This window comes from Paenibacillus sp. 1-8, from assembly GCF_056316205.1.
In genome coordinates, this window is the sequence record NZ_CM149995.1 from 2,035,135 (window position 1) to 2,059,382 (window position 24,248).

At 49.7% G+C, this 24,248-nt stretch carries 25 protein-coding genes; 23 read left to right on the forward strand and 2 right to left on the reverse strand.

All coding sequences use genetic code 11. The features are described 5' to 3' along the window. The first annotated feature begins 140 nt into the window (after positions 1-140). From AC0WRU_RS09495 to coaD, 6 genes are all read left to right on the forward strand, one after another. A complete protein-coding gene (locus AC0WRU_RS09495) occupies positions 141-1,259 on the forward strand; it encodes an acyltransferase family protein (RefSeq protein WP_476128106.1) in 1,119 nt (372 codons plus the stop codon). Positions 1,260-1,356: 97 nt separating this feature from the next. Beyond that, entirely contained in the window at positions 1,357-1,989 is a 633-nt protein-coding gene (locus AC0WRU_RS09500; protein WP_476128107.1) for a hypothetical protein, read from the forward strand. Continuing rightward, on the forward strand, positions 1,982-2,497 hold the full coding sequence (locus AC0WRU_RS09505; RefSeq protein ID WP_476128108.1) for an accessory gene regulator ArgB-like protein: 516 nt from the start codon (positions 1,982-1,984) through the stop codon (positions 2,495-2,497). Before AC0WRU_RS09500 ends, AC0WRU_RS09505 begins: the two co-directional genes overlap by 8 nt. Before the next feature lie 5 nt (positions 2,498-2,502). After that, positions 2,503-2,625 (forward strand): cyclic lactone autoinducer peptide, encoded by a 123-nt coding sequence (locus AC0WRU_RS09510; protein ID WP_014281032.1) that lies wholly within the window; start codon positions 2,503-2,505, stop codon positions 2,623-2,625. A 310-nt stretch (positions 2,626-2,935) separates the two neighbouring features. After that, on the forward strand, positions 2,936-3,574 hold the full coding sequence (rsmD, locus tag AC0WRU_RS09515; RefSeq protein WP_476128109.1) for a 16S rRNA (guanine(966)-N(2))-methyltransferase RsmD: 639 nt from the start codon (positions 2,936-2,938) through the stop codon (positions 3,572-3,574). Beyond that, entirely contained in the window at positions 3,567-4,088 is a 522-nt protein-coding gene (gene coaD, locus AC0WRU_RS09520; RefSeq protein WP_025686336.1) for a pantetheine-phosphate adenylyltransferase, read from the forward strand. The genes rsmD and coaD overlap by 8 nt, the downstream gene beginning before the upstream one ends. Here the strand turns inward: coaD and AC0WRU_RS09525 are convergent. Further along, a complete protein-coding gene (locus AC0WRU_RS09525) occupies positions 4,051-5,346 on the reverse strand; it encodes a nucleoside recognition domain-containing protein (RefSeq protein ID WP_476128609.1) in 1,296 nt (431 codons plus the stop codon). The two genes, coaD and AC0WRU_RS09525, sit on opposite strands and share 38 nt — an antisense overlap. Before the next feature lie 233 nt (positions 5,347-5,579). On the opposite strand from AC0WRU_RS09525, the gene AC0WRU_RS09530 reads away from it, so the two are divergent. Continuing rightward, entirely contained in the window at positions 5,580-6,611 is a 1,032-nt protein-coding gene (locus AC0WRU_RS09530; protein ID WP_476128110.1) for a YlbL family protein, read from the forward strand. Here AC0WRU_RS09530 and AC0WRU_RS09535 read toward each other — a convergent pair. Beyond that, positions 6,601-7,836: a nucleotidyltransferase gene (locus AC0WRU_RS09535; RefSeq protein WP_476128111.1), complete on the reverse strand. Its 1,236-nt coding sequence runs from the start codon at positions 7,834-7,836 to the stop codon at positions 6,601-6,603. The two genes, AC0WRU_RS09530 and AC0WRU_RS09535, sit on opposite strands and share 11 nt — an antisense overlap. Positions 7,837-8,192: 356 nt before the next feature. Here AC0WRU_RS09535 and AC0WRU_RS09540 point away from each other — a divergent pair, with 356 nt between their 5' ends. The 16 genes from AC0WRU_RS09540 (at position 8,193) to rpsP (ending at position 24,231) form a co-directional block, all read left to right on the forward strand. After that, a complete protein-coding gene (locus AC0WRU_RS09540) occupies positions 8,193-8,711 on the forward strand; it encodes a YceD family protein (RefSeq protein ID WP_025682283.1) in 519 nt (172 codons plus the stop codon). Between the two features lie 186 nt (positions 8,712-8,897). Next, positions 8,898-9,071: a 50S ribosomal protein L32 gene (gene rpmF, locus AC0WRU_RS09545; RefSeq protein WP_007429979.1), complete on the forward strand. Its 174-nt coding sequence runs from the start codon at positions 8,898-8,900 to the stop codon at positions 9,069-9,071. Positions 9,072-9,348: 277 nt separating this feature from the next. Further along, positions 9,349-9,945: a transcription factor FapR gene (gene fapR / locus AC0WRU_RS09550; protein WP_025682284.1), complete on the forward strand. Its 597-nt coding sequence runs from the start codon at positions 9,349-9,351 to the stop codon at positions 9,943-9,945. Next, entirely contained in the window at positions 9,929-10,921 is a 993-nt protein-coding gene (gene plsX / locus AC0WRU_RS09555) for a phosphate acyltransferase PlsX (RefSeq protein WP_476128112.1), read from the forward strand. Before fapR ends, plsX begins: the two co-directional genes overlap by 17 nt. An 8-nt stretch (positions 10,922-10,929) precedes the next feature. Beyond that, positions 10,930-11,919, forward strand: coding sequence for a beta-ketoacyl-ACP synthase III (locus AC0WRU_RS09560; protein ID WP_476128113.1), 990 nt, complete (start codon positions 10,930-10,932; stop codon positions 11,917-11,919). A gap of 81 nt (positions 11,920-12,000) precedes the next feature. Continuing rightward, the gene (gene fabD / locus AC0WRU_RS09565; RefSeq protein WP_476128610.1) at positions 12,001-12,942 is read left to right on the forward strand and encodes an ACP S-malonyltransferase; all 942 of its coding nucleotides are present in this window, start codon (positions 12,001-12,003) and stop codon (positions 12,940-12,942) included. A gap of 52 nt (positions 12,943-12,994) precedes the next feature. Next, positions 12,995-13,744: a 3-oxoacyl-[acyl-carrier-protein] reductase gene (fabG, locus tag AC0WRU_RS09570; protein ID WP_025682288.1), complete on the forward strand. Its 750-nt coding sequence runs from the start codon at positions 12,995-12,997 to the stop codon at positions 13,742-13,744. A 109-nt stretch (positions 13,745-13,853) separates the two neighbouring features. Continuing rightward, on the forward strand, positions 13,854-14,087 hold the full coding sequence (locus tag AC0WRU_RS09575; protein ID WP_007429985.1) for an acyl carrier protein: 234 nt from the start codon (positions 13,854-13,856) through the stop codon (positions 14,085-14,087). A gap of 221 nt (positions 14,088-14,308) precedes the next feature. Beyond that, positions 14,309-15,547, forward strand: a complete 1,239-nt coding sequence (fabF, locus tag AC0WRU_RS09580) for a beta-ketoacyl-ACP synthase II (RefSeq protein WP_025682289.1) — start codon at positions 14,309-14,311, stop codon at positions 15,545-15,547. 12 nt (positions 15,548-15,559) lie between these two features. Continuing rightward, complete coding sequence (gene rnc / locus AC0WRU_RS09585; protein WP_025682290.1) at positions 15,560-16,258, forward strand: ribonuclease III; 699 nt, start codon at positions 15,560-15,562, stop codon at positions 16,256-16,258. Positions 16,259-16,514: 256 nt separating this feature from the next. After that, positions 16,515-20,084, forward strand: a complete 3,570-nt coding sequence (gene smc, locus AC0WRU_RS09590) for a chromosome segregation protein SMC (RefSeq protein WP_476128114.1) — start codon at positions 16,515-16,517, stop codon at positions 20,082-20,084. A 38-nt stretch (positions 20,085-20,122) separates the two neighbouring features. Further along, positions 20,123-21,139, forward strand: a complete 1,017-nt coding sequence (gene ftsY / locus AC0WRU_RS09595) for a signal recognition particle-docking protein FtsY (protein WP_476128115.1) — start codon at positions 20,123-20,125, stop codon at positions 21,137-21,139. 137 nt (positions 21,140-21,276) lie between these two features. Continuing rightward, entirely contained in the window at positions 21,277-21,927 is a 651-nt protein-coding gene (trhA, locus tag AC0WRU_RS09600) for a PAQR family membrane homeostasis protein TrhA (protein WP_025682293.1), read from the forward strand. A gap of 166 nt (positions 21,928-22,093) precedes the next feature. Continuing rightward, the gene (locus AC0WRU_RS09605; RefSeq protein ID WP_149095811.1) at positions 22,094-22,462 is read left to right on the forward strand and encodes a putative DNA-binding protein; all 369 of its coding nucleotides are present in this window, start codon (positions 22,094-22,096) and stop codon (positions 22,460-22,462) included. Between the two features lie 52 nt (positions 22,463-22,514). Next, complete coding sequence (ffh, locus tag AC0WRU_RS09610; RefSeq protein WP_014281050.1) at positions 22,515-23,891, forward strand: signal recognition particle protein; 1,377 nt, start codon at positions 22,515-22,517, stop codon at positions 23,889-23,891. A gap of 67 nt (positions 23,892-23,958) precedes the next feature. Further along, on the forward strand, positions 23,959-24,231 hold the full coding sequence (gene rpsP / locus AC0WRU_RS09615) for a 30S ribosomal protein S16 (protein ID WP_025682296.1): 273 nt from the start codon (positions 23,959-23,961) through the stop codon (positions 24,229-24,231). The last annotated feature ends 17 nt before the right edge of the window (positions 24,232-24,248 follow it).

Below are 24,248 nucleotides of genomic sequence, written 5' to 3' on the forward strand. Positions count from 1 at the left end.
GACAAAATGAACATCTTTTGGCCGCATGTCATGCGGCTGGAAGGTGTTTTTTTCCATGCCGGCATATTTACTTTAATGATACGTTTTGTGTATTATAGATACGAAATGTATCACGAAGGGACGAGATATGGAGGGATACGATGTCAGGAGCCAAGGGTGAAACGGAACATAACAAGCTGCAATTTGTAGATACGCTGAGAGCGCTGGCGATTATGGGCGTGTTGCTTGTTCATGTCAGCCAGCATGTGGATGAATTAAACGGATGGTTGCAAAAGGGTTTGAGCTTGGGAGCGAAAGGGGTCGCTTTATTTTATCTGGCTAGTGCTTTTACACTCTTTCTGTCTTTGAGCAGACGTATGGGTGACAGAAAAGAGCGTGTCTCGGTGTATCTGGTGCGTCGTTTTTTTCGAATTGCTCCCTTGTATTACGTTATGTTAATCATCTATTTGGTTGTAAACGGGACAGGGCCCCGTTTCTGGCTTGGGGATCAGGAAGGGGTCACCGCTGCCAATATCGCAGCTCATATTTTGTTTCTGAACGGCCTGAATCCGTACTGGATCAACAGCATTATCGGTGTGGAATGGTCCATTGCGGTGGAATGTATGTTTTATCTGTGCGTGCCGTTATTATTTAAGCTGATCCGATCGATCCGGCATGCTGCCTGGTTTGTGATGGGCGCGCTTCTACTAAGCTTCGGGCTGAATACGGTGTTTGCCCATGCTCCATGGATCAGTGATCACTCGTTATGGGGACATTATCTGTATTTATGGTTTCCGAACCAACTGCCTGTTTTCGGACTGGGGATATTGCTGTTCTTCATATGGAAAGACGAGCGGCATTGGAAAAGTATGGATCGATTCAGCGGGGGATTGCTGCTTGGCTCCGTACTGTTTGCTCTTTGTACGGGGATGACGGATTATCTCATCGGTGTCCTGTTGCTGCTGGCAGCCTATGCTTTGTATCACTGGCAGCCTGTGTGGCTGCTAAACCGGGGATGGTCATGGATCGGCTGCCTTAGCTACAGTATGTATTTGACGCATCTGCTTGCTCTGGATATTGTAAGCCAGATTGAGCTACCATTTTCCCCTGTTGTTAATTTGACTCTTATGTTTGTTATGACACTGCTGTTGACCACAGGTTTGTCTTGGCTCACCTATTCTTGGATCGAGCAACCGGGCATTCGTTGGGGAAAAAAGATCATATCACGTATGAAGTCTGTGCGCTCACAGAAAGATTCGGTCAAGGAAAGTGTTGCCTGAGCTGTAGCTTTCTTCTCCATCCGATAACATTTCGTTGAAGTACTTAAAGAAATCCTATCAAATCACTGAAAAGACCTCTTGAAAAGGAGATGCATGTATGCTTGTGAAGCCTTTCGGCTTTTTAGTATTTTCCACGTTTGAAGGAGTGGCAGTTTTTGCGCTCATTCTTAGTATTTTTAAAGTTAAAATGACTCCTTATGTATGGCAAGCGATTTTTGTGAACCTGATTATGAACCTGCAAAGTTATGTGCTGAGAGAAGAATTGTCCCTCGCTTATCTGGTGCCTGTCATTAACATGCTGCTTTTTATCTTTTTGCTCGCTACGGTGGTGAAAATTCCGATTGTGTGGTTAGGCATTATGACGATTACTGGTTATTTTGCTTATGCGGTCATTCAGTCGATGCTTTTAAAAGCGATGTTCGGGAGCCTGCCAGTCTCTGAGCTACAGGAAGGTTCCCTAAAGGGATATCTGCTGCAAACGATAAGTGCGGTGGTAGGACTGCTCATTTCATTTATTTTGTATCGAAAAGGCATTGGGTTTGCCGTTAATTTCAAAAAGCTTAAATTTAGAGCTGAATACGGCATTGTGATTACACTCATTATTTTATCCTTCATATCCACCTCTATCGTGCTGTACTACAACGAGGTATGGTTAAATATGATGTTTTTTGCACTGGTATCGGGGTTCTTCATCTATTATGCGGTTGGAAAGGAATATCGGGATGATTGAAACGATGGCTTTCAAGCTTGCTAACCAGATCAAACAGACTGTGCCGGATCATCCGGCTTCTATCCCGGTACTTAAATATGCACTGGCTCTTATTATAAATGCCTCCATGATTATTGTGCTGACGCTACTCGCCTCATTCTTCACCGGGCGGACGGCAGAAGCTGTGACGATTCTGGTGGTTTTTGCCTTGTTGCGCCAAATGTCAGGAGGGATTCATCTAAAAACAGGGATGGCATGTGTTGTGGCGACCTCTTTAGCTTTTACAGCCCTATCCTGTATCTCTTTACATAGTTGGTGGACAAACGTGTTCACCGGATTATCCTTGCTTCTTGTCTTGTGCTTTGCCCCGTCCAGAATAGAAAAGCAGTCGCGCATTCCATCTCGGTTTTATCCCCTCCTGCGACTGTTGTCTTCCCTGCTTGTATGTACTAATTTTGTAATCGGTTCCTCTGTAGTGGCTGTTGCTTTTCTAGTCCAGAGCCTGACGTTGATTCGGGGAAGGAGGTGAGGAAAATGGTGAAAAAAATCGTATATGGTCTGGCGACATCGTTGTCTATGTTTGCTGCATTTGCTGTATCGGTAGCGAGTTATGTGTATGTCTATCAGGGAGATACGCCCGAGGAGCTGCTTAAATAGTATAACATCACTTCCATATATACATAGGCTGCCAGTGAGCAGCTTCTTTTTTTACAAAAAAAATCAGGCGCTCCATTAAGAGCGCCCGAATGGGAGAGGAGAAACCGGACGAAGAGCTTATGGGGAAACGTAAGTCTTCTCCGCGGTTGTCTACGACATTGGTTGAATGCCGATATCTTAAGGATGCCCACGATATGGTTTTTTATACCTCCTCAAACCCTACGTTTTTCAAACGGCGATGCATGTGGTACGATAACGTCATAATCTTTATATGGTTATCAGCACATATAGAAAATAGGTGAGTTTCAGCGTGAGAGTGGTATCGGGTAGTGCCAAAGGAAGGCCGTTAAAGGCAGTTCCCGGCACAGGGACGCGGCCGACCACGGATAAGGTCAAGGAAGCGTTATTTAGCATGATAGGTCCTTATTTTGATGGGGGAGTCGCGCTTGATCTGTTTGCAGGCAGTGGCGGCCTGGGTATAGAGGCGCTCAGCCGGGGAATGGACAAGGCAGTCTTTATTGATATGGAATCAAAAAGTATTGATGTCATTAAAGAAAATTTGCGAAAAACCGGATTGGAAGAACAGGCTGAAGTGTTCCGCAATGATGCCGGACGAGCGCTCAAGGTGCTGGCTAAACGTGGAGCTCTTTTTGATGCTGTTTTTCTGGATCCGCCCTATCGTCTCAAGCATGGTGATGAATTGATGAGCCGTATGGCTGAACTGGACTTGCTTCGTTCCGAGGCAGTCATTGTGCTGGAGTATGAGTCGGGACATAAGTATCCGGAAAGCTTTGGGGCGTTCGAACAGGTCAGAAAAGCGGTCTATGGCGAAACAACGTTATCTATCTACCGCTTTGCAGCAGAGCAACCGGACGATGCAGGACATACGGAGGCCGGAACGGAAACATCCGGTATAGCCGAATCAGGCGGGGAGGACCATCATGACTGAGCATAAACCACGTATTGCCGTATATCCGGGAACCTTTGATCCCGTGACGATGGGGCATCAGGATATTATTCAAAGAGCGGCGAGGCAGTTTGATCTGCTGATTGTCGCGGTACTTAACAATATTAGTAAAAATCCACTGTTTTCTCTGGAGGAGCGAATGGAGCTACTGCGGACGGTAACCCGCGATATTCCGAACATTGAGGTGGACAGCTTCCGTGACCTGACAGCCAATTATGTACGTGAAAAAGGGGCTCAGGTTATCGTCAGAGGAATCCGGTCGGTGACAGATTTTGAATACGAGCTGCAATTGGCTTCCACAAACCATAAGCTGAACCCGGATGCCGAAACGATTTTTATGATGACGAACCCAACCTATTCATATCTGAGTTCCAGTATGGTGAAGGAAATCGCCCATTTTGATGGCAAGGTCGTAGATCTGGTGGCTCCTGAAGTCGAGGATGCGCTTCGTGCCAAGGTTAACGCCAATCGCGGCGGCTCCACCATGAAGTCATAAAGGAAATGACGAGCAGTGTAAGTATAATCGCGCCCAGCAGCGCAATAGACAAGATTGTTAGCTGCCAGGGATACAGCGACGGACTTTCCAACTGTGTCCACAGGTTGCTGCTCTCTGCCATAACGGAATGCGCGGCTGGATCATAACCGCCTTCCGCGAAGGAAGAAACAGAGCTGCGGCTAACATATGCGGGAAGTGTATTGCTTGTGATACGGCTAAGAGGCGTCCATGCGACGAGTGTGAGCACAAAGGCGATGATGCCATGAAGCACCCTGGATATGGTGAACGTGATGCCTTTGTCCGAGGGTCTGGTGACGGCTGTGATTTGGAGCCAGCCGCATAGCCCTCCCCAGCCTAGTACGGCGCTGATCAGAGCCGCTTGTGTACGAAGGTCGTAGGGCAGTCGACTGATTTCATAGGAACCGAGATGGATTTCTATCCAGGCGGGCCAGATGAAAGAAAATGCTCCTTGACCTGAGTATATGGATAGCAGCCGAATCAGTACGGAAAAGAAAATAATGAATCCACCTGTCATCATAAGTGTCTGTACGGCATGGGATACGGTTTCGCCCAGCAGCTTTCCGAAGCTGCGTCCGTCTCGTTCTCTGGCAGAGCGTGTGGCGTCCCATGCGGACCGGATGAGGGTGGTAGAAGTACGGGAAACAGAGGTTCGCCGGAGGGCAACTGGCGTTTCCCGTTTTTGCGATTCTTTTGACGATGCAGTTAGTCTGACTGTAATCCATCCCGCCAACAGGCCGGAGATCCAGTGAATGGCAAGCAGTATGGCGCCTACAGCAGCATTGTGCAGCAATCCCGTCCCGATCACGAGCAGAATGGTAATCGGATTGCAGAAATGAGTGATAGCCGTCAATCGTCTAAGCTGGCGCTCGGTCATATCCTCCTGCTGTGTCCATTGGCGCACTGCTTCCGCAGCAGCCGGAAATCCGGCAGTCAGACCAAGGGCCAGTACCCAGCCGCTTCGACCCGGAAGACGGAACCAGGAGCGCATGAACGGTTCCAGGAGGACGCCAAGCCCATGCACCAAACCGAAGGCGACGAGCATTTCGGACAGCATTAAGAAAGGGAGCATGGCCGGGAAAATAATGCTCCACCATAGCTTAAGTCCCTGGGCGGAGGCTTGAAATACCTCTTCCGGTGAGGCGACAACAGCCAGCACGAGCAGAATGGCACCAAGTCCTAGGAACAGGGTTGTCCAATAAGGAGCGGAATGGGCTTCCTTTTGTAGCAAAGGGTTCACCTCCCTGGCAGTGATATGATTTAACATTAAAAAAAACGAATCTCATCGTGCATAAATATAGTAGAGTTCACCGTATGTTGCTTCTAGCGCCTGTTCGCGTTTGTAATCGGCCGAGGTGCTCGTACGCGCTGTCGGTAAATAATGTATGCTTTTTTGTAAGAATTGAGAACAGACAGGGCACAGAGTGGATTTGGGTGAGGCAGGAGAAGTTAAGGCTGTGAGGGGGAGAAGCAATGAAACGAATTAACCGGAATAGAGCTTTTTTTACAACCGGATATGTTCTGTTCCTGGCCGCTATGGTCTATGTGCTGGTATATATGCCAACCCCGTATCTGATCTATGGACCCGGCGGGGCGAATGAAATCAAGCCGATGGTTACCGTTCAGGAAGGCGACCATAGCGAACGGGGGACCTTTATGATGACAACGGTATCGGCGCGTTATGCCAATGTCATTATGCTGGGTATGTCGAAGCTGGATGCCAATTCGGAGATTCAGCGTAAGGAGGATCGCCTGCACGGTCGAAGTGAAGACGAATATGCAGCAGAGCAGGTGTGGTATATGGGAGATTCCCAGTCTTCCGCGATGGAGGCTGCTTATACGCGGGCCGATATTCCTTATCGCATTGTGCCGGATTATGTGTATGTATTTAAGGTACCCGGCTCGAACAGTGTGTTTCATCCCGGAGATGAAATTCTGGAGCTGAATGGGGGAAGGGTGACGGATAATCGTTCCATTCGAAATGCCCTGGAGGATGAAAAGGCGGGAACGATGGCCAAAGTGAAGCTAAAACGTGATGGCAAGCTGCTGACGGTGCAAGCCCCATTAACGACCATCACGGACAGCGAAACAGGCAAACAGCGCCTCGGCTTTGGAGTCAGCATCGCTACCGTTCAGAAAGTAGAGCCGAAGGATGAACGTAAAACGATTCATTTTACGTCAACGGATGTGGGCGGGCCTTCGGCTGGTTTGATGTTTACGATGGAAATTTATAATCAGCTGACACCGGGCGATCTAAGCAAGGGATATCGTGTTGCCGGTACGGGTACGATTGATAAGAATGGTAAGGTGGGAGCTATCGGCGGTGCAAAGTATAAAATTGTCGCCGCTGACCGTCAGGGTGCTGAATTGTTTTTCGTCCCGACGGACAATTATAAGGAAGCCCAGGCCAAAGCCGAGCAAATCGGAACCCAAATGAAGCTCGTTCCGGTTCGCAAGCTTGACGATGCGTTAACTTATATGGAAAAGCTCCCGATCAAATCATGATGGGCGGCCGCAAGTAATCGGCATACATGTCACGAATGGCGGGACGGGGCATTCCGGCTGCGTGTATGGCTGCTGCTGCGGTGTCCCAGTCCAGATGAGGATGCGATCCGGCTGACGGCTTGACCCATACCGGAAGGGTCGCTGTCTGCTTCATTCGAGCCAGCAGCTCGCGTCCGGCAGTATTAAAGCCGAGTACGCGGATATAGCCGGGGCCCTTCGCCAGCTCGGAGGGGGCCATATCTGCTTTGGCATGATTCAGCAAAATATGGGTGAACATACGCTGAAGCTTCGTGCGAGTGTACCGCTTCGTCTTGACGGCGGCGAGTAATGCCTCTACGGAGGGCTGGGGCAGCGTGTACAGCGATTGCCGCAGGCGATGCTCCAGCCCTTCGGTCACCTCGTGCAGCTCCGCCAGCTGCTGCGGGCTGCGCGTGATCAGGGTGTTCAGCAACGGTTGGCTGAACGCTTCCCATTGCAGCGGCGCGCGTCGGGCTTGCCATTCGCGCCGCAAAATCTCCCGCGTCGCCGCAGGCACGTACGGCGACGCGGCCTCCGGCCCGCCGTCCAGCAGCAGACGGCGGATGGCCGTGGCGCTGGCGATGACTCCGTCCGCGGGCGCCACGGCTTCGTGGTAGCCCGATCCCGTGCGGGCTACGGTGAAGGGCTTGATTGCGCTGCCCAGCCGTTCCAGCGCAATCAAGTAATGCAGCCCCAACGTATTGTTGGGCTGCTGCATGAGGGCGGCGAGCGCAGCGCCGTCCGCCCCTTCGGCCGCGAGTGCGGCTGCGGCCCCCGCGTAGGCGGCGGGGTAGCTTGCGCCGCTGCTCAGGCGCTGCGCGATGCCGGCCTTGAGCTCGGCCGGCTCCGCCGCCAGCACGCGGGCCAGCGCGCGCAGCGGGGCGATGTCGCCGCTCTCGCTGCCGAAGCAGAGCGCGTCGATGACACCCGTGGCGCGGAGCAGGGCGACCGCCCCGTGGGCAAACCATTCTGCGGGCTGGACGGCATAGGCCACAGGCAGCTCCAAAACCAGGTCCACACCCATGGCAAGTGCCATTTCGGTGCGGGACCATTTGTCCACAATTGCGGGTTCCCCCCGCTGGAGGAAGGGACCGCTCATCACAGCCACCGTGCGCTGCGCGCCAGTGATGCGAAGAGACTCCTTCCAGTGATGCGTGTGACCGTTATGTAGCGGGTTGTATTCTACAATAATACCGAGGGTTTTCAAGGCTATACGTCGGCTCCTTTCTGATGTCGCCAATCTGGTGACTATCCTGAAAATGATGGTTCTCCACCAGTTAATGATTGCTCTAAGGGTAGCGATGATGCTTTTTTGTGATCCGAAATGAACAAGACCATTGAGACCTGAAGAAAAAAGCTTTATACTCGCATTATTGTACACGAAGAGTGGCGGGGGTACGAATACTCACAGGTACATGATCCATGCAACGTATTTTCGCTTTCGCATAAAACTTGCGGAACCATTGGAAAACCGATGGATTTGTGAGAGGTGTAAAGTGAAAGGTGTTGACAAACGACTCGATCAGTCGGTATAATAATTTTTGTTTGTTTGGAGTGATAGCGATGCAACTATTTTTTCGCAAAGTAGCAGCAAGTGATGGTCCTTTTCCGATCCGTGAAGCTCTCAATGTGAGTGAATTGGTGGATGATCGTCCTGATGTTACGGCCGTTTCCCCGCTGGAGACCGATTTGGTCGCCGTTAGTCTGGGTCAAGGCTTAATGAGCGTGGAAGGCACGTTGACCGCAGGTCTGGACATGCTGTGCTCACGCTGTTTAAGTCCGATGCACGAGGATTTGAAGATTGAATTCCGTGAACGGTTCAAGCAAATCTCTTCGGTTGGCGAAGAGGAGGATGAAGATGGCGAATTTATCGCAGTGACGGGGGATTCCTTCGACATTGCACCGTATTGCGAAGAGCTGTTTGTACTGCACGTGCCGTTTGCGCCTGTGTGCAGTGAGGATTGTCAGGGGATCGCTCCTGCGGCCGGACAAAACTGGAGTGTTGGCTCCGATGACAGTGATGATGGCGATACGAAAAAGATTGATCCGCGTCTGGCAGGGCTTAAGGATTTTTTTAAATGAGAATTGAGTTCAATTCTGACAAATCATCATCCACTTGTGCAGGGGAGTTACAGAACCGACACATGGATGTTGCAGGCTTGATTCACCGGCTGTGAGGTAGCTGCTTCCGGCAGCTTCCTTCAGTCTTGAATGAGATAAGAAGTCACGCCCGTTATACGGGTTGATCTGGTTAAGGAGGTGGGAATAATGGCAGTACCTCAACGGAGAACATCCAAAACTCGTCGCGACAAACGTCGTACTCACTTTAAACTGGCAGTACCAGGTATGGTGAAATGCTCCGAATGCGGCGAATTGAAACTTGCTCACCATGTGTGCAAAGTTTGCGGAACGTACAAAGCTAGAGAGATTATCTCTCAATAATGTCCGATAAGCGGATTCTTTGGAATCTTCGCAGGAAAAGTAGTGCTTCACTCTAGTGAGGCGCTACTTTTTTTTGTCTTCGTACTTTCTTTTTACGGCGGCATGCTATATACTGTTTTAGTACCAGGTTCTAAGAAAGAAGGGCCGAAGGGGTTCTTTATACATACAAGATGACAAATCGGCATGAAGCATTCGCCGCTAGCACGTGAAGTAACCCGAACCGTCGGCTGAACGGTAATTTATTGCAGGGAAAGGAGGCGTCACTGATATCGAACGTTTGCCAAAGAGACAGAGACAGCAACGGCTGACTCAATTAATTGATGAGAATCCGTTCGTAACGGATCAGGAGCTGACGAGACAGCTTAAGGTGAGCATTCAGACGATTCGGCTGGATCGGATGGAATTGGGTATCCCAGAGCTGCGGGAGCGACTGAAGCTGATGGCTGAGCGTTCCTACGATCAGGTTCGCTCCCTGCCTTTACATGAAGTGATCGGGGATATCGTGGATCTCCAGTTGGACAGAAGCGGTATTTCCATTTTTGAAATTAAAGAAGAGCATATCTTTTCACGCACCGGCATCGCGCGGGGGCATTATGTGTTTGCCCAGGCCAATTCTTTGGCTGTTGCCGTGATTAATGATGAGATTGCGTTAACCGCTTCGGCGGACATCCGCTTTGTCCGCCCTGTTCATTTGGGAGAAAAGTGCATTGCCAAAGCATATGTGCGATCAAATCCCGAGCAAAAAGGGAAAGCCAAAGTAGAAGTGTTTGCTTACGTTGGAGAAGAAATGGTGTTCCAGGGTAACTTTGTCATTTACCGCTCCACAGAGGAAGAGTATAGCGAAGGAGGAAGTCAGCATGCGGATCGCCATTGATGCCATGGGGGGAGACAATGCTCCCGAGGCGACAGTAGAGGGCGCGTTATCTGCGGCGGCGGAATGGAAGGATACAGACATTACGCTGGTTGGTGACCGGGAACGAATTGAATCGGTGCTGAACGGCAGAGCGTTGCCTGCGAATCTCAACATTCGACATGCATCCGAAACGATAGATGCGCAGGACGAGCCTGTGAAGGCAGTACGACGTAAAAAGGATGCCTCCATGGTCGTAGCTGGCCGAATGGTCAAAGAAGGCGAAGCAGATGCCATGATATCGGCAGGTAATACGGGTGCGCTGATGACAACAGGTTTGTTGGTGGTTGGGAGAATGGCAGGCATTGAGCGTCCTGCTCTTGCACCGATGATTCCGACGATTGACGATCAGGGTGTGCTGGCGCTGGACTTGGGAGCTAATATGGACGCTAAGCCCGAACATCTTGCCCAATATGCGCTGATGGGTAGCTTATACCGACAAAAGGTTCATGGTGTGGCTTCCCCCAGAGTGGGTTTGCTGAATGTTGGGACGGAAGCCGGGAAGGGCAATGAACTGACGAAACTGGCTTTTCCTCTGATCGAGCAGTTGTCTGTTAACTTTGTAGGTAATGTGGAGTCTAGAGATGTGCTGACCGGGAATTGCGATGTGCTGGTGTGTGACGGATTCGCCGGAAACATCATGCTTAAATCGCTGGAAGGTACGGCGGGGGCGATATTCTCTCTCTTAAAGGAGCGGTTTAGTAAATCTTTAAAAACCAAACTGGCAGCGGCTCTGATTATGCCCGAGCTTCGCAGTTTGAAAAATAAACTGGACTACAAAGAGCACGGCGGCGCTCCCTTACTGGGACTGAGCGGACTCGTATTGAAAAGTCACGGTTCATCTGACGGCATTGCCGTCAAAAATGCAGTAAGACAGGCCCGTACGGCCTTGCAAAACCAGTTGGTGGAAAGTATATCCAAGGAAATCAGCAGGAAGTGAGTGACGATATGAATAATTTGCGGTCAGTTGGTGTTATCGGAACAGGGAAATACGTACCTGAGAAAATATTGACGAACAAAGATTTGGAAGCAATCGTAGAAACAAGTGACGAATGGATTGTCAGCCGTACAGGAATTCAGGAGCGCCACATTGCGGCTCCAGAGCAGGCTACGTCCGATTTGGCTTATGAAGCAGCGATTAAGGCATTGGCATCCGCAGGTATGACGGCACAGGATTTGGATCTGATCATAGTTGCTACGGTTACGCCGGACATGGCATTTCCTTCGACTGCCTGCATTCTTCAGGACAAGCTCGGAGCCAAAGGCGCAGCAGCTTTTGATTTGTCTGCGGCATGCTCAGGGTTTGTATATGGGCTGGCAACTGCGACGAGCTTTATTAAGACGGGCATTTATAATAATGCGTTAATCATTGGGGCAGACTGTCTTTCCCGGATCACGGATTATACAGACCGCAATACTTGTGTTCTTTTTGGAGACGGTGCAGGGGCGGTAGTAATTGGTGAAGTACCTGAGGGTAGAGGATTCCAATCCTTTGATCTTGGTGCCGAAGGAGCAGGAGGCGGATTGCTTAAGCTGGAAGCTGGCGGTTCACGTTTGCCTGCAAGTACGGATACCGTGGAAAACAAGCAGCACTATATTTATATGAACGGACGCGAAGTGTTCAAGTTCGCGGTACGTATTATGGGAACAGCAACCGTCGATGTGCTGGCAAAAGCAGGGCTTTCCAAAGATGATATTGATCTGTTCGTTCCGCATCAAGCCAATATTCGTATTATTCAATCGGCGATGCAGCGTCTGGATCTACCGGAAGAAAAGGTCGTCATTAATGTTCATAAATATGCAAATACGTCCGCGGCATCGATTCCTCTTGCGCTTGTGGAAGCAGCTGAGGAAGGCCGGATGAAGGAAGGCGACCGGGTATTAATGGTGGGCTTTGGCGGCGGTCTGACATGGGGAGCGTCAGTTCTTGTCTGGTAAGAAAGCGGCGGGTTTGATACAATATTGAATTTGTCTGGTACTTTACAGGACAAGCATTGGATACAGAGAGGTGCATACATGATGGGCAAAACGGCATTTATATTTCCCGGTCAGGGTTCACAAGCTGTAGGTATGGCTAAGGATGCTTATGAAGCAGTTCCTGCGGCAAGAGAAGTGTTCCGCCAAGCGGACGAACGGTTGGGTTTTGCGCTAAGCTCACTGATTTTTGAAGGTCCAGATACAGCCTTGAAGCAGACATCCAATACGCAGCCTGCGCTGTTAACGGCGAGCATTGCGTTGTATGAAGCGTTCAAGGAAAAGGGCATTCGCCCTGATTACGTGGCTGGGCACAGTCTTGGAGAATACAGTGCGCTCGTTGCTTCCGGTGTACTTGCCTTTGAAGATGCAGTTGAGGTCGTTCGTACTCGTGGCGAGTTCATGGAACAAGCCATTCCTGACGGACAAGGAGGAATGGCTGCTGTATTGGGAGCGGACCGTGAAGCATTGGCGACACTATGCCGTGATATTACGGAATCCGGTCAATTGGTTGAATTGGCGAACATCAACTGCCCGGGGCAGATTGTCGTATCCGGTGCGAAAGAGGGCGTAGCTGCTGTTGCTGAACGCGTGAAGGAAGCAGGTGGCAAGCGTGCTATTACCTTGGAGGTCAGTGGTCCTTTCCATTCTTCGTTGATGAAGGAAGCAGCGACCAAGTTGTCCGGCAAGCTGGAAGACGTAGCTTTCTCCAAAGCTCAGGTTCCGGTTGTAGCCAATGTCACAGCGAAACCTGTGCGTGAGGGTGGCGAAATTCGCCAGCTACTGGTCGAGCAGGTCTATTCCCCGGTATTGTGGGAAGACAGTGTAGCATGGCTGCTGGAGCAGGGAGTTGACACTTTTGTCGAGTTCGGACCGGGCAGTGTTTTGACCGGACTGGTTAAAAAGATCGACAAAACGGTTAAGCTGTATAATATAAGCAGCCTGGAATCGCTTGTTTCGGTAACGGAAGCCTTGGAGGCCCGCTAAAAGTAGCAATTATCGCCTTAACGGTTATATACTTGCAAGGGGAGGCTGGATGATGTCTAAGCCATTAAGTGGAAAAACGGCGCTCGTTACAGGGGCGTCACGGGGGATCGGCCGCAGTATCGCATTGGCGTTGGCTGAAGCAGGCGCTAATGTAGCGGTAAACTACGCTGGCAGTGAGGCGGCTGCGGCAGAGGTTGCGGAGCAAATTCGTGCCAAAGGCGTGGAAGCTATTACGGTTCAGGCTAATGTTGGTCGCGCTGACGAGGCGGATCGGTTAATCAAGGATGTGATCGGCGCTTGGGGCCAGATCGACATTCTGGTGAATAATGCCGGGATAACAAGAGATAATTTAATCATGCGCATGAAGGAAGAGGAGTTCGATCAGGTGATCGAGACGAATCTGAAAGGTGTGTTTAATTGCCTCAAGGCAGCGACGCGTCCGATGATGAAGCAGCGTTCCGGCCGGATTATCAATATTTCTTCCGTTGTCGGCGTACTAGGCAATGCAGGACAAGCCAACTATGTGGCTGCCAAAGCAGGAGTGATCGGTCTTACCAAATCGTCCGCGAGGGAGCTTGCTTCGAGAGGTATTACAGTCAACTGCGTAGCCCCGGGGTTCATTGATACCGAAATGACACAGGTGCTTGCTGATGATTTGCGTGACAATATGCTCAGCGGTATTCCGCTGGCCCGTCTCGGACGGCCTGAGGAAATTGCGGATGTGGTGCTGTTTTTGGCCTCGGATGCTTCCTCATACATGACGGGCCAGACTTTGCATGTGGATGGTGGCATGTACATGTAGCTACATGCTGCTAATCCGCATGCCCGAATGAAGAGTAGTGAATGATAACTCTCTTCTATGGCATTTTAATTGTAATTTTCGTATAATACCTAAGGAGGAGGTGAGCCGGATGTCCGACGTATTGGAGCGCGTAAAACGCATTGTCGTTGACCGTTTGGGAGCCGACGAAGCCGAAGTTACACTTGAAGCATCTTTCAAAGATGATTTAGGCGCTGATTCTCTCGATGTAGTTGAATTGGTTATGGAATTGGAAGATGAGTTTGATATGGAAATCTCTGATGAAGATGCAGAGAAAATTACAACCGTAGGTGAAGTTGTAAAGTACATACAATCTCATACCTAATTCAAGTCAACAAAAGTCCCGTTCTGTTACAGGCGGGACTTTCTCCTAATCATACAGATTGAACTAAAGACGGAATTGCCGCGTGTTCTTGAGCTTGGCATGACTTAGTCAAGGCTGGGAGTATGCGGCATTACTAACTTTAGTTGATTCTATATTATTTTTGCACACAAGAGCGTTCGGCCTTGAAATACAATATGCAGTAGACATAGAGGTGATTATCTTTGAAACAACGTGTTGTCATAACAGGAATGGGTGTAATCACTTCGCTGGGACAGGATTTGAACACACTATGGGATAATCTGATGGCTGGAAAATCCGGCGTCAGTGAAATCGAAGCTTTCGATACCAGTGAATATACAACGAAAATTGCGGCTTCTATTAAGGATTTTAATCCTGAGGATTATATAGAGCGCAAGGATGCCCGAAAAATGGACCGTTTTGTACAATTCGCCGTTGCCGCCAGTAAATTGGCACTCAAGGACAGCGGACTCGTAATCGGAGAGAACGCCGATGCCGAGCGTGTGGGTGTATCCGTTGGCTCCGGTATTGGCGGATTGGGTACCTGGGAGGATCAACACAATGTGCTGATTGAAAAAGGACCTAAACGCGTAAGCCCTTTCTTTATCCCGATGATGATTGCTAATATGGGTTCCGGCCAAGTGTCGATTTCACTCGGCGCCAAAGGACCGAATACCTCACCGGTTACGGCTTGTGCAACAGGCAGTCATGCTATCGGCGATTCGTTCCGCATGATTCAGCGTGGTGATGCTGACGCCATGATTTGCGGCGGGGCTGAGGCAACTATTCGTCCGATCGGCATGGCTGGCTTTTGTTCGATGCGGGCGATGTCCACTCGTAACGATGAGCCTGAGAAGGCAAGCCGTCCCTTTGATACTGACAGAGACGGATTTGTTATGGGAGAAGGCTCTGGTGTTCTGATTCTGGAATCGTTGGAGCACGCATTGAAGCGTGGCGCACGTATTTACGGCGAAGTGATCGGCTATGGCCTGTCAGGCGATGCACATCATATGACAGAGCCAGATCCGGATGGCGCAGCACGCTGCATTAAAATGGCGATCCGCGACGCAGGGTTGAATCCTGAGGATATTGATTATATCAATGCGCATGGTACATCTACACCAGTCGGTGACAAATCGGAAACAGAAGCGGTTAAGAAAACGCTTGGAGAGCACGCCTACAAAGTGGCGATTAGCTCAACCAAGTCAATGACGGGGCACTTGTTGGGTGCAGCTGGTGGCGTGGAAGCCGTGATCTGCGGACTGGCTCTCCAACACCAGATTATTCCGCCGACGATTAATCTGGATAATCAGGACCCGGCTTGTGATCTGGATTATGTACCTAACGAGCCGAGAAAAGCGAAACTGAATGTCGTGATGTCCAATTCCTTTGGTTTTGGTGGTCACAATGCTACGGTTATTCTAAAAAAATATGAAGCGTAAGGGGTCAGTTCGTTGAGTGGAGACTTGAAGCAATTACAGCACAAACTTCATATTCAATTCAACAACCGGCAGCTTCTGAAGCAGGCCTTTACGCACGCTTCCTACGTAAACGAACATCGGTTTAGTCAGCATGCAGACAATGAGCGGCTTGAATTTTTAGGTGACGCTGTTCTGGAGTTGACTGTATCCGAGCAATTGTACAATCAGTACCCTAATCGGCCGGAAGGCGAACTGACCAAGTTGCGTGCAGCCATTGTCTGTGAGCCTTCTTTGGTGAAATTTGCTGTCGGACTTGAGTTCGGGCAATATGTACTGCTTGGCAAAGGTGAAGAGCTGACAGGCGGACGTACTCGTCCGGCTCTGTTGGCCGATGTATTCGAAGCGTTCGTAGGCGCGCTATATTTGGATCAAGGTCTGGATGCCGTCCGGTCGTTTCTGGAACGTTATATTTTTCCTCAAATTGTATTAAACGGTAAGCTACAGATGAGTGATTTCAAAACAGAGCTTCAGGAACTGACGCAGCATCATAACATGGGGATGCTTGAATACAAGATTGTGGAGGAACGCGGACCTGCCCATGAGCGCGAGTTTGTAGCTGAGGTATATATGGACAGCGAACGACTGGGTACAGGTACAGGACGCTCCAAAAAAGAAGCTGAGCAGCAGGCGGCGGCAGTAGCCTTAAGCCGTTTGAAGCTGGCAGAATCGTAATCGGTACCTGAGCGGCCCGGACGGGTTACACGAGCAGGGGACACAAAGTAAGAGCAAAGGGCAGTCCGCGGGGAGTCCCGGCCCGCAATGGCGAATGGACTGCGTTTTGCTCTTTTTTCGTGGCTTTGCTACTGTAGCTTTATATGTCTTTGCCGCGCTTATCCGGGGTAGTCTTGTGCTACAATAGGGATAATTCTTGTGAATCAGGTAAACGGTGTTGTACAAGCATATTTAAATGTTAGAGGTGAGATTGAGTATGTTTTTAAAGCGCATTGAGCTGGCGGGCTTCAAATCGTTTGCAGATAAAACGGAGATGGAATTCGTCCGCGGCATTACAGCGGTCGTCGGACCTAACGGAAGCGGAAAGAGTAATATATCCGATGGTATTCGCTGGGTGCTGGGTGAACAGAGCGCCAAATCACTGCGCGGCGGTAAAATGGAGGACATTATTTTTGCGGGTAGTGATGCTCGTAAGGCCGTTAATTACGGCGAAGTGTCGCTTACGCTGGATAATGAGGATCAGGCGTTGCCGCTTGATTTTGGTGAGGTTACGGTCACGCGGCGTGTGCATCGTAGCGGAGATAGTGAATATTTTATTAACCGACAGTCATGCAGACTCCGAGATATTACCGAGCTGTTTATGGATACAGGTATTGGTAAAGAAGCATATTCCATTATCGGACAGGGGCGAATCGAAGAGATTTTGAGTACCCGTTCCGAGGATCGCCGGGGGATTTTCGAGGAAGCGTCCGGCATCGTTAAATACAAATCACGTAAAAAAGATGCGGTTCGCAAGCTGGATGACACGGAGCAAAATTTACTGCGTATTCATGATTTGGTCAGTGAGCTGGAGGATCAGATCGGACCGCTCAAGGAGCAGTCGGAAAAGGCGATCCATTATAAGGAGCTACGAGGTGAACTGAAATCGAAGGAAATTTCGATGTATGTCCATCAAATTGAACAGATTCATACCTCGTGGAGCGATGCGACGTCCAAGCTGGCTTTGTTGCAGCAGGAGCAGCTACAGCTGTCTACGGTGGTGTCCCGTCATGATGCGATGCTGGAGAGCGACCGCAATGAGCTGCGTCAGCTGGAGGAGCAAGTGGAACAGCTGCAAAGTGATCTGTTGCAATACAGTGAAGCTACGGAAAAGAGTGAAGGCTACGGTGAACTGCTGAAAGAGCGTACACGCAATCTGGAGGCGAACAGGGAGCAGCTCATTTTATCGCTCAGCACGAGCGAATCACGTCATTCCGAGCGCAAAAGTGAGCTGGATCTACTGAACGAAAAACTGTCTGCATTGACTGTTGAGCTTGACGAGCTACGTGAACGGCTATCCGACGAAGAGGCGAAGCTGATTGGTGTCACAGGTGGAATCAGCCAGGAGCAGGAGGAAAGCCTGAAGGGTGGACTGCTGGAGCTGATGAATCAGATGGCACAGGCGCGTAACGAAATCCGTTATACTGACCAGCAGAAGGAAGCGCTTGAACGGCGGGTGACTCGCGTAAGTGACGAATCCGGCAAATGGGAAGCCCAGAAAGCCGAACTGGAACAGCGTAAAAAGGGTTTGGAAGCGGCTGTGCAGAAGCTGGGTCAGGAAATCAGCAGTTTGCGCAGCGGATATATTCAGGGAAGCGAAAAATACCAAGCGCTGCAAAAGCTGCTGGAAGAAAGTCAGGGTACTGTCCGCAAATGGGAACAAAAACGAGAGGCCCAAATTTCACGTCGAGATACGATGAAGGAAATGCAGGATGACTTCGATGGCTTTATGCTGGGTGTTAAAGAAGTATTGAAGGCGGCACGCAAAGAAACCCTGCATGGTGTGCATGGGGCGGTAGCAGAGCTGATCCGGGTACCTGAGCATTTGGAGCAGGCGATGGAAACCGCTTTGGGCGCTTCGATGCAGCATATCGTGATGGAAAACGAATCGGTGTCCAGACAGGCGATTAGCTTTTTGAAGCAGCGTCAGCTGGGCAGAGCGACATTTTTGCCTATGGATGTTATCCGTCCGCGTCAAATTGGGGCGGGTGAACGCCAGATCGCAGAAGGTGCCGAGGGCTTTGTCGGAATCGGTGCGGATCTTGTTCAGTATGATGAACGGTATGCTGGCATTGTAGGCAGTCTTCTGGGAAATGTGGTTATTGCCCGTACCTTGGAAGATGCAAACCGTATTGCGGCACGTTGCCAATATAGGTATCGTGTCGTAACGCTGGAAGGCGATGTTGTCAATGCAGGTGGTTCCATGACAGGTGGTAGCCAATTCAAGAAAAATGCCAATCTGCTTGGACGTAAACGTCAGTTGGATCAGTTGGATCAGGATATTATCGATACGGAGCAACAAATTGCGAGGCTGCGACAGAGCGCGGTGGATACAAAACGTCAGCTGGAAGAGACACAGATTCGTTTGGACGAGCTGCGTCAGGGCGGCGATGTGAAGCGCGGCGAAGAACAGCAGGCAGCAATGGAGCTCAAGCAACTGGAGCATGAGCTTCGTCATGTTCTGGAGCAGGTGGCTGCATCTGGTCAGGAGAAGAAGGGCTTTGATCAGGAGATCAAGGAACTGGAAGCTTCACGTGAAGAGGCATTGCTGAAATTGGCTGCGCTGGAGGAAGAAGAGAAGAAAACCCATCAGGCTATCCATGCTGCTGAATTTGCCCGTAAGGCCAACGAATCTGCCAAAGAGCAGCTACAGGGAGAACTTACGAATCTCAAGGTAAGAGAAGGAAAGCTGGATCAGGAGCGTTTTTCACTGGAAGAGCAGTTGCGTAGATTACGGGGCGATTATGATACCCTTGGCAAGGATTCGAGACAGAACAAGACTTTACTTGCTTCCGTTGAAGCTGATCTGCTGACCAATGAGCAGGAAAGCGTGAAGCAGATTGAAAACCTCAATCAGTATCGGCTTAAAAAGGAAGAGGCTTCGCAGCAATTGGAATTCAAGCGTGCTGCACGCAGCAGCTTGTCCAAAAAGCTGGAAGTGGCCGAAAATGAGACGAAAGAGCAACGCATTCAGCTCAAGTCGGTCGAGGAGCAGCTACGCCAGACAGAAATTGGAGTGAACCGGCTTGATGTAGAGCTGGAGAACGTCCTGAAAAAATTAAGTGATGACTATGAACTCAGCTATGAGCTGGCCAAGCAGCGTTATCCGATACCTGAAGATATAGAAGGTACGCAGGCCGAGGTGCAAAGGCTCAAACGCGGTATTTCTGCGTTGGGCGAGGTAAACCTGGGTGCCATTGAGGAATACCAGCGGGTGCATGAGCGTTATACGTTTCTCGATGAGCAGAAATCTGATTTGGTCGAGGCCAAGACAACGCTCTATCAGGTCATTCGTGAAATGGATGATGAAATGTCCAAACGCTTCAAAGCCACTTTCGATGCCATCCGGCGCGAATTTGGTACGGTGTTCTCCAAGCTGTTCGGGGGCGGACGTGCCGATCTGGTACTGCTTGACCCGGAACGTATGCTGGAGACGGGAATTGATATTGTGGCCCAGCCGCCGGGCAAAAAGCTGCAAAACTTGCAACTGCTGTCAGGGGGAGAGCGGGCGTTAACGGCGATGGCGCTATTGTTTGCCATTTTACATGTCAAGCCTGTCCCATTCTGTGTGCTGGATGAAGTGGAGGCCGCACTGGACGAATCCAATGTGGTGCGTTTTGCCCAATATTTACGGGAGTTCTCCGAACAGACACAATTCATTGTAGTTACACATCGTAAGGGCACGATGGAAGAAGCCGATGTGCTATATGGAGTTACGATGGAAGAAGGCGGGGTTTCCAAGCTCGTATCCGTCAAGCTGGACAACGAGGAAGCCGAGATTGCCTGACTTCAAATAACATACTTTCAGATCAACGGAGGGAACCTATGAGTTTCTTTAGGAAATTGAAGGAAAGCATTGCAAGCAAAACCGAATCTGTTACCAAACAGTTCAAGGACGGTCTGGAAAAAACACGCAAAGGTTTTGTTGAAAAAGTATCGGATCTGATGATTCGCCGCAAGAAGATTGATGAGGAGTTTTATGAGGAGCTGGAAGAAATTCTGATCGGTGCCGATGTTGGCGTCAACACAGTTATGAACCTCATTGAAGACCTGCGGGTAGAGGTGAAAAAACGCAAAATCGAGGACGCATCCGAGCTACAGCCTGTATTATCGGAAAAGCTGTCTGAGCTGCTGCGGGGCAATGACAACAGTCAGCTTCAAATGAGCCCTGACGGGATTACGGTCATTCTATTCGTCGGTGTCAATGGTGTCGGCAAAACAACAACCATCGGTAAGCTGGCGCATCGTTTTAAACAGGAAGGTAAAAAAGTGTTGTTGGCCGCCGGGGATACGTTCCGTGCTGGTGCGATTGAACAGCTTGAGGTATGGGGTGAACGGGCTGGTGTAGAGGTCATTAAGCAGCAATCCGGTTCTGATCCAGCGGCGGTTATGTTTGATGCGGTACAGGCTGCCAAGCAGCGTCAGGTGGATGTGTTACTGTGTGATACCGCAGGACGTCTCCAGAATAAAAGCAACCTGATGGAGGAGCTGAACAAAATTTTCCGCGTGATCCAGCGTGAAATTCCCGATGCTCCCCATGAAGTACTGCTGGTACTCGATGCGACGACCGGACAAAACGCGCTCAATCAAGCCAAAATGTTTGGGGAGAAAAGTGGCGTAACCGGGCTGGTGCTGACGAAGCTGGATGGTACAGCGAAGGGTGGTATTGTTGTGGCGATCCGCCAAGAGCTGAATTTGCCAGTGAAGCTGGTAGGCTTGGGTGAAAAAGTGAATGATCTCCAGCCATTTGATTCCGAGCAATTCGTTCATGCGCTGTTCGCTGGGTTGATTCAGGAAGAAGGCGTAGATGAAACCGCTTCGGATGAAGAAGAACAGGTCTAATCAGGCTTGGGGCTAAGTAGGGTCCGGTTGCTGCGTGAGATCACAGGAATGTATAATGAAAGAAAAGGGTCTGTCGGCGCCGGATATGAATTTTTTGGATGTAAAAAATATTTCACAGGAAGCCGGGTGAAGAACCAATGGCGAACACCTATACTTATTCCCGCCGGGAAGAAATAGCCAATGCGATCACACATGGAATTGGAGCCGTTTTAAGTGTGGTGGCACTTGTGCTGCTCATTGTTTTTGCAAGCTTGAAAGGGACCACTTGGCATGTTGTCAGTTTCACGATTTACGGAATTACGATGCTGCTGTTGTACACCAATTCCACGTTGCTTCATAGCCTGCGCGAAGGAAAATTGAAGGATTTGTTCGAAATATTCGATCATTCTTGCATTTACCTGTTCATTGCAGGCAGCTACACCCCGTTTATGCTCGTTGCACTGCGCGGGACTTTAGGTTGGACGCTGTTTGGCGTTATTTGGGGAATCGCCCTGTTCGGTGTGCTATTCAAGGCATTCTTCACCAAGCGCTTCCTGTTCATGTCTACCGTGTTCTACATCGTGATGGGCTGGCTCATCACGATTGCCTGGAACCCGCTGGTGGCGGCTGTTCCCGCAGGGGGCATGACGCTATTGTTCGTGGGCGGTCTAATGTATACGTTGGGCACAATCTTCTATGTGTGGCGGGCGTTTCCGTATCATCACGCGATCTGGCATCTGTTTGTTCTGGCAGGCAGCATACTTCATTTTCTGGCTGTTCTGTTGTATCTTACCCCGGTAAGAGTTTAAACCCTAGTAGGCAAAAAGCCGATTCGTACTTCCGTTTAAGGGCAGTGAATCGGCTTTTTTTTGGTTGACAAGGGATAACGCTTGACATCTTCTTTTCTTTTATGTATGATAAGGATCGTTGAAAAGAACTGTAAAGTGTTTTTCCTTGACGATGGAGGTATACGCGATGAGTCAGGAGAATCGGCTGGAAAAGACAAACCGGATTAACCGACTGTTTGACTTCTATGAACCTCTGCTTACGGAGAAGCAACAGATGTTTTTGAAATATTACTTCCATGATGATTTTTCTCTGGGAGAGATTGCTTCGGAATTTCAAATTAGCCGTCAGGCCGTGTATGAGCATATCAAACGTGCCGAGCAGGTACTGGAAATGTATGAGGAAAAGCTCGGGTTGCTCAGTAAACATGAGCGTAGAAGCCGAGATCTGGAAGAATTGAATACAGCGTTGTATGAGGCGTTCGGTAAAATCGGTAAACCCGATGAAGGCACTCTGCAACATGTTCATCAAATTGTAAATCGCCTGCAGGAATTGTAGGTCATATAGATTAGTAAACAAACAACCCTGGTAGACAAGGAGGTGCGAAAATATGGCATTTGAAGGATTATCGACCCGCTTGCAAAATGTATTTAGTAAACTGCGCGGCAAAGGAAAAGTGTCTGAGGATGATGTGGCTCAGGCGATGCGCGAAGTACGATTAGCTTTGCTGGAGGCGGACGTTAACTTCAAGGTTGTAAAGGACTTTATTGCCAAGGTGAAGGAGAAATCCGTCGGCAAGGAAGTGATGGACAGCTTTACGCCAGGCATGGTCATCATCGACATTGTGAACAAGGAACTGACCGAGTTGATGGGTGGCAGTCAGGCCAAGCTTGCCAAAGCAAACAAACCGCCTACGGTCATTATGATGGTGGGTCTCCAGGGCGCAGGTAAGACGACGACGTCCGGTAAGCTGGCGAAGTTGCTGCAAAAGCAAAATCATCGCCCCTTGCTCGTAGCTGGTGATATATATAGACCGGCTGCGATCAAGCAGTTACAGGTACTTGGCGAGCAGATCAATGCTCCTGTATTTACGCTCGGTGATCAGACAAGCCCGGTGGAAATTGCAAAACAGGGCTTGCAGCATGCCAAGGATAACGGTAATGACTACGTTATTATAGATACTGCCGGTCGTCTTCACGTGGATGAAGAGCTTATGGAAGAGTTGCGCCAGATTCATGCGAATGTGAATCCTGACGAAGTTCTGCTGGTTGTTGACAGCATGACAGGTCAGGATGCGGTAAACGTTGCGGAGCATTTTAACACGAGCTTGGAGTTAACAGGGGTTGTACTGACGAAGCTGGACGGCGATACCCGCGGTGGTGCGGCCTTGTCGGTTAAGGCTGTGACTGGATGCCCGATCAAGTTTGCTACATTGGGTGAAAAGCTGGATGCAATGGAGCCGTTTCATCCGGAACGGATGGCTTCACGGATCTTGGGTATGGGCGACATGTTGTCCCTGATTGAAAAAGCGCAATCCAATATCGACGCCGATAAGGCGAAGGAAATGGAACGGAAAATGCGTAATGCCGAGTTTACCTTCGAAGATTTTCTGGAGCAGATGGATCAAGTTAAAAAGCTTGGCCCGATCGACCAGATTCTCGATATGATTCCCGGCATGGGCAATATGAAGCAAATGAAAGATGTCAAAGTGGATGACAAGCAGATGGGCCGGATTGAGGCTATCGTTCATTCCATGACCACACAAGAAAAGCAAAACCCGGACATGATTAATCATAGCCGTCGCAAACGGATTGCTGTAGGCAGTGGAACATCACTGGCTGAGGTAAACCGCCTAATCAAGCAATTTGACGAAATGCGGCGCATGATGAAGCAGTTCTCAGACATGATGGGACCTAAGGGTGGCAAAAACAAAGCCCTGAAGCAGTTGAAGGGTATGGGTAAAGGTATGAAGTTTCCTTTCCGTTAAGGCCAGTAGGCCGTTGGAATTATAGGATAACAATATACAGTCTACTTTTTGAAGGAGGTGAATTTTCGTGGCAGTTCGTATTCGTCTGAAACGTATGGGTGCACATAAAGCTCCTTTCTATCGCGTCGTGGTATCGGATTCCCGTTCCCCGCGTGACGGTCGTTTTATCGAAGAAATCGGTTATTACAACCCTATTACAGTACCAGCAGTTGTAAAAATTGATGAAGATAAAGCGTTGAAATGGTTGCAAGATGGTGCACAAGCATCCGATACAGTCCGCAACTTGCTTAGCAAAGCGGGCGTAATGAAAAAGTTTCATGAGTCTAAACAACAGAAATAAGGTGCTGATACGGAGGG